Here is a 464-nt window from a genome sequence, read left to right on the forward strand (position 1 = left end):
TTCCAGTTGTAAGTAAACGGTGCGGTGCCTCCTGTTACGTTCACAGTTGCTGATCCTGTTGCTGTACCAAAACAGTCAGCGTTGTTTGCGGTAGTGCTTGCGGCAAGCAATGGCGGTTCAGTTATGGTAACCGTAGTAGTTGTAATACAACCGGCAGCATCAGTTACCGTAACCGTATAGGTTCCGGCAGTAAGATTAGATGCAGTAGCGGTTGTCTGTACCGGTGAAGTGTTCCAGCTATAGGTAAACGGTGCGGTCCCTCCTGTTACATTTACGGTAGCAGATCCTGTTGCCGTTCCAAAACAGTCAACATTATTACCAACTGTTGTTGCAGCCAGTACAGGCGGTTCGGTGATCGTTACCGTAGTGGTAGTAATACAACCGGCAGCATCAGTCACAGTTACCGTATAGGTTCCGGCAGTAAGGCCTGTTGCAGTAGAACCAGTTTGTACCGGCAGGGTATT

Annotated in this window: 1 protein-coding gene; it reads right to left on the minus strand. The window is 48.9% G+C overall.

Features of this window, described 5'->3' with window-relative positions; genetic code table 11:
- Nucleotides 1-464, minus strand: a 464-nt coding sequence (locus OI18_RS23465; RefSeq protein WP_039144819.1) for a SprB repeat-containing protein, incomplete at both ends; no start/stop codon positions are given.

The organism is Flavihumibacter solisilvae (assembly GCF_000814475.1).
Lineage (GTDB): Bacteria > Bacteroidota > Bacteroidia > Chitinophagales > Chitinophagaceae > Flavihumibacter > Flavihumibacter solisilvae.